The following is a 5,309-nucleotide window of genomic DNA, read 5'->3' as shown; positions in this document are numbered from 1 at the left end:
CGCTGGGCCGGCGGCCGTCTGCCGACCGACGCGGAATGGGTCGCTGCGGCCTACACCGAGCAGCGCGAGCAGCCGGCGGGCGCGCAGTGCCTGGCCGACTGCGGACCGGCGGCGCGCGAGCGGGCCGTGGCCCATGGCGCCACGCTGTCGCGCGGGCACGGCCACGCACGGGCCGGCAGCACGCCGGCCGGCGTCAATGGCCTGCACGAGATGGGCGGCAACGCCTGGGAGTGGGTCGATGAACCCGCCGGTGCCACCGGCAAGGCCGAGCGGCGCACGCGCGGTGGCTCATGGTGGTACGGCGCCGCGCAGATGCGCGCCGATCACCTGCAGTCCAAGCCGGCCGACACGACCGTGGTCTACATCGGCTTTCGCTGCGTGCGGCCGCTCAGGTGATCACGTCGGGCGCCTGGCGCCCGGTGCGCGCGCGGATGCCGGCGAGTTCGTCGGCCAGTGCGATCAGGTCGGCCAGTGCCGCCTGCGTGTCCTGCGCGAGCTTGGCCGGATCGGCCTCGTAGCGTTCGATGTAGACCCGCAGCGTCGAGCCGGTGGTGCCGGTGCCCGACAGGCGATAGACGATGCGCGAGCCGTCGTCGAAGACGATGCGCAGGCCCTGGTGCTTCGACACGCTGCCGTCGACCGGATCGGTGTAGCTGAAGTCGTCGGCGCGGCTGACCTTGCGCCCGCCGAGCACCTGCCCGGCCAGGCTCGGCAGCCGCTCGGCGACGGCCGCCGTCAGCGCCTTCGCGGTCGGCGTGTCGAGGTCTTCGTAGTCGTGGCGGGTGTAGTAGTTGCGGCCGTAGGTCGCCCAGTGCTCGGTGGCGATCTGCTGCACGCTCTGCCTGCGCCCGGCGAGGATGGACAGCCACAGCAGCACCGCCCAGACACCGTCCTTCTCGCGCACGTGGTTCGAGCCGGTGCCGGCGCTCTCCTCGCCGCACAGCGTGATGCGCCCGGCGTCGAGCAGGTTGCCGAAGAACTTCCAGCCGGTCGGCGTTTCGAAGCAGGGCACGCCGAGCTTCGCGGCGACGCGGTCGACCGCTCCGCTGGTGGGCATCGAGCGTGCCACGCCGGCGATGCCCTTCGCATAGGCCGGCGCATGGTGCGCGTTGGCCGCCAGCATGGCCAGCGAGTCCGACGGCGAGATGAAGATGCCGCGGCCGATGATCAGGTTGCGATCGCCATCGCCGTCGGAGGCGGCGCCGATGTCGGGGGCGTTCGCACCCATCATCTGATCGAGCAGTTCCTTCGCGTGCACCAGGTTCGGGTCGGGGTGGCCGCCGCCGAAGTCGGGCAGCGGCACGCCGTTGCGCACCGTGCCGGCCGGGGCGCCGAGCTCGCGCTCGAAGATGGCCTTCGCATACGGGCCGGTCACCGCATGCATCGCATCGAACGACAGGCGGAACCCGCCGGCGAACAGCGCGCGCAGCGCGGCGAAGTCGAACAGGCTGCGCATCAGCTCGAGGTAGTCGGCCACTGGGTCGATCACCTCGACCTTCAGCTTGCCGATCGTCTGCGTGCCGAGGCGAGACAGGTCCAGGTCCGGCGCGTCGACCAGGCGGATCTCGGTGATAGTGAGCGACTGCGCATAGATCGCGTCGGTGATCTTCTCCGGCGCCGGCCCGCCGTTGGCGGCATTGAACTTGATGCCGAAGTCGCCGTCCGGGCCGCCGGGGTTGTGGCTGGCCGACAGGATGAGGCCACCGAAGGCACGGTGCCTGCGGATCACGCAGGAGGCGGCCGGTGTCGACAGGATGCCGCCGGCGCCGACCAGCACACGTGCGAAGCCGTTGCCCGCGGCGATGCGGATCACCTGCTGGGTCGCCTCGAGGTTCCAGTGGCGGCCGTCGCCGCCGACGACCAGCGTGAGCCCGTCGAAGCCACCGTCCGGCCGCACCGCGTCGAACACCGACTGCACGAAGTTGGCGAGGTAGTGGCCCTGGGCGAACTCGCTGACCTTCTTGCGCAGCCCGCTGGTGCCCGGCTTCATGCCGGCGATCGGCTCGGTGAGGGTGATGTGGATGCTGCTCATGTCGTGGTTTCCTTGGCCGCCCTGGGGCGCGGCAGGCGCTGGTAGAGCGCAGCATAGTCCGCCGCCGAGGCGCGCCAGCCGACGTCGGCGCCCATGCCGGCGCGCTGCATGCGCTGCCAGACCTCGCCCTGCCGGTACAGCGCCACCGTCTTGCGCACCGCCTCGAGCAGGCCCTCGGCGCTGATGTCGGCGAACTGCACGCCGGTGGCCACGCCGGCCTTGACCGCGGCGTCGTTGGCGTCGATCACCGTGTCGGCCAGGCCGCCGACACGCGCCACCACCGGCACGCAGCCATAGCGCAGGCCGTACAGCTGGGTCAGCCCGCAGGGCTCGAAGCGCGAAGGCACGAGGATCGCGTCGCTGCCGCCTTGCAGCAGGTGCGACAGGCCTTCGTCATAGCCGATCTTCACCGCCACACGCTCGGGGTGGCGCTGAGCGCCCTTGCGCAGCGCGTCCTCGAGCGAGGGGTCGCCGTTGCCCAGCACCACCAGCCTCGCACCGCTGGCGACGATGGCGTCCAGCGTCGAAGCGACCAGGTCGATGCCCTTCTGCGCGGTCAGCCGGCTGACCATGCACAGCAGTGGCGCATCGTCCATCGGCAGGCCGTAGCGCACTTCGATCTCGCGCTTGTTGAACGAGCGCGCGGCCAGGGTGTCGGCGTCGTAGGTCCGCACGAGCTGCTTGTCGGTGGCCGGGTTCCAGACCTCGGTGTCGATGCCGTTGACGATGCCGCTGACCGCGTTCTCGCGCCAGCGCAGCATGCCGTCCAGGCCCATGCCGCCGGCCAGCGTGCGGATTTCGCGTGCATAGGTCGGGCTGACGGTGGTGATTGCGTCGGCGAAGTGGATGCCGGCCTTCAGGTAGCCGACGTCGCCGTGGTACTCCAGCCCTTGCATCGCGAAGGCTTCGGCCGGCAGGCCGAGCAGGTGCCAGACCTCGGCCTTGAACTGGCCCTGGAAGGCGAGGTTGTGCAGCGTCAGCACGGTGGCCGGGCGGCGCTTGCCCTGGCCGAGGTAGTGCAGGTAGGCCGGCACCAGCGCGGCCTGCCAGTCGTGGGCGTGCAGCACGTCGGGCACGAAGCCGCTCACCTCGCCCCAGCCGATGCGCACCGCGGCCTGGGCCAGCGCGGCGTAGCGCACCGGGTTGTCGGGCCAGTCGCGGCCGGTCGAGTCGAGGTACGGGTTGCCGGCGCGCAGGAACAGGTGCGGCGCGTCGAGCACGATCAGCTCCAGCGCGCCGTGGCGGGCTGCGAGCAGCTTCGCGTCGCCACCGAACCAGCCCGGCCAGCGGGCAAGTTCCTTCGCATCCTGCAAGGCCGCCATCACCGAGGGGTGGCCGGGCAGCAGCGTACGCACCGCGACGCCCAAGGGCTTCAGCGCACCGGGCAGCGCGCCCACCACATCGGCCAGTCCCCCCGTCTTCAACAGCGGGTACATCTCCGACGCGACGCTCAACACCTTCATGGCGTGTTCAGGGCTTGATCGCGTCGATCATCGGCTGTGTGATCAGGCAAACGCCACGATCGGTGCGGCGGAAACGGCTGGCATCGAGCTCCGCATCCTCGCCGACCACCAGGCCATCGGGGATGACCACGCCGCGGTCGATCACCACGCGCTTGAGGCTCACCTTGCGGCCCACCGTCACGTAGGGAAGGATCACCGCCTCGTCGATCTGCGAGTACGAGTGCGTGCGCACCCCGGTGAACAGCAGCGAGCGCTTCATCGTGGTGCCCGAGACGATGCAGCCGCCCGAGACCAGCGAGCTGATCGCCTGGCCGCGGCGGTCGTCCTCGTCGTGCACGAACTTGGCCGGCGCGACGAGCTCGCTGTAGGTCCAGATCGGCCATTCGGTGTCGTAGATGTCGAGTGCCGGCGTGATCGCCGTGAGGTCGATGTTCGCCTCCCAGTAAGCATCGACCGTGCCGACGTCGCGCCAGTAGGCCTCGGCTTCGTGTGCGGAGCGCACGCAGGAACTGGAGAAGCGGTGCGCCACCGCCTTGCCGTTCTTCACCACGAAGGGGATCAGGTCCTTGCCGAAGTCGTGGTCGGACTTCGGGTCGGCGGCGTCGCGCTTGAGCAGCTCGAACAGGTAGTCGGTGCTGAACACGTAGATGCCCATCGAGGCCAGCGCGAAGTCCGGCCTGTCGGGGATACCCGGCGGGTCGGCCGGCTTCTCGATGAAGCTCTTGATGGTGTCGTGCTCGTCGACGTGCATCACGCCGAAGCCGGTGGCCTCCATGCGCGGCACCTCCAGGCAACCGAGCGTGACGTCGGCGCCCGAGTCGACGTGCTGCTGCAGCATCACCTCGTAGTCCATCTTGTAGATGTGATCGCCGGCCAGCACGACGATGTACTTCGGCATGTAGCTCTCGATGATGTCGATGTTCTGGAACACCGCGTCGGCCGTGCCGCGGTACCAGGCGTCTTCGGCGACGCGCTGGCTGGCCGGCAGGATGTCGAAGCTCTCGTTGCGCTCGGCGCGCATGAAGCTCCAGCCGCGCGTCAGGTGGCGGATCAGGCTGTGCGCCTTGTACTGCGTGGCCACGCCGATGCGGCGGATGCCGCTGTTCAGTGCGTTGGACAGCGCGAAGTCGATGATGCGCGTCTTGCCGCCGAAGAACACGCCGGGCTTGGCGCGGCGATCGGTCAGCTCCATCAGGCGGCTGCCGCGCCCGCCGGCGAGCACGAAGGCCATCGCGTCGCGCGCCAGGCGTCCGCTGCGGTTGCTGGGGTTCATGACGATCTCCTGCTCAAGCGGTCCATTCGAAGAACACGGTGGCCAGCGGCGGCAGCGCCAGCTCGATCGAGTGCGGCCGGCCGTGCGCGGGCACGGGCTGCGCGGTGATCTCGCCGAACGGCGCGCCGACGTTCGACCCACCGTAGTGTGCCGAGTCGGTGTTGATGCGCTCGCGGTAGACGCCGGCGTTCGGCACGCCGAGGCGGTAGCCGTGCTGCACCGAGGGCGTGAAGTTGCACACCACCACGACCAGCGACGCGGGCTTGTCGCCGCGGCGCACGAAGGCGAGCACCGAACGCTGCGCGTCGTCGTGGTCGATCCACTCGAAGCCGTCGGGCGTGAAGTCGCGCTGATGCAGCGCGGGCGTGGACTTGTAGAGCCGGTTCAGGTCCTGCACGAGCCGCTGCACGCCGGCATGTTCCGGGATCTGCAGTTGATGCCAGTCCAGGCTCCTGTCGTGGTTCCACTCCGCGCCCTGCGCGAACTCGCAGCCCATGAACAGCAGCTTCTTGCCCGGGTGGGCCCACATGAAGCCGTAGTA

The 5,309-nt window shown here is 69.9% G+C and carries 5 protein-coding genes; 1 reads left to right on the top strand and 4 read right to left on the bottom strand.

Translation table 11 applies throughout. The features are described 5' to 3' along the window. Window positions 1-396, top strand: a 396-nt coding sequence (locus AAG801_RS40135) for an SUMF1/EgtB/PvdO family nonheme iron enzyme (protein WP_341893455.1), incomplete at its 5' end; no start/stop codon positions are given. Here AAG801_RS40135 and AAG801_RS40130 read toward each other — a convergent pair. From AAG801_RS40130 to AAG801_RS40115, 4 genes are all read right to left on the bottom strand, one after another. Then, a complete protein-coding gene (locus AAG801_RS40130) occupies window positions 389-2,032 on the bottom strand; it encodes an alpha-D-glucose phosphate-specific phosphoglucomutase (protein WP_341893454.1) in 1,644 nt (547 codons plus the stop codon). The two genes, AAG801_RS40135 and AAG801_RS40130, sit on opposite strands and share 8 nt — an antisense overlap. Continuing rightward, the gene (glgA, locus tag AAG801_RS40125; protein ID WP_341893453.1) at window positions 2,029-3,495 is read right to left on the bottom strand and encodes a glycogen synthase GlgA; all 1,467 of its coding nucleotides are present in this window, start codon (window positions 3,493-3,495) and stop codon (window positions 2,029-2,031) included. Before glgA ends, AAG801_RS40130 begins: the two co-directional genes overlap by 4 nt. A gap of 7 nt (window positions 3,496-3,502) precedes the next feature. Next, on the bottom strand, window positions 3,503-4,768 hold the full coding sequence (gene glgC, locus AAG801_RS40120) for a glucose-1-phosphate adenylyltransferase (RefSeq protein ID WP_341893452.1): 1,266 nt from the start codon (window positions 4,766-4,768) through the stop codon (window positions 3,503-3,505). Window positions 4,769-4,781: 13 nt separating this feature from the next. Further along, window positions 4,782-5,309 (bottom strand): alpha amylase C-terminal domain-containing protein (locus AAG801_RS40115; RefSeq protein WP_341893451.1); only part of this gene is annotated, 528 nt, incomplete at its 5' end.

This window comes from Variovorax sp. YR752 (assembly GCF_943372545.1).
Note: the sequence above shows the minus strand (reverse complement) of the source record. Positions and strands in the feature narration are given on the sequence as shown.

Excerpts from the sequence above, each read along its gene's own strand:
- AAG801_RS40130 (WP_341893454.1), bottom strand. The coding sequence starts at position 2,032 with ATGAGCAGCATCCACATCACCCTCACCGAGCCGATCGCCGGCATGAAG.
- glgA (WP_341893453.1), bottom strand. The coding sequence starts at position 3,495 with ATGAAGGTGTTGAGCGTCGCGTCGGAGATGTACCCGCTGTTGAAGACG.
- glgC (WP_341893452.1), bottom strand. The coding sequence starts at position 4,768 with ATGAACCCCAGCAACCGCAGCGGACGCCTGGCGCGCGACGCGATGGCC.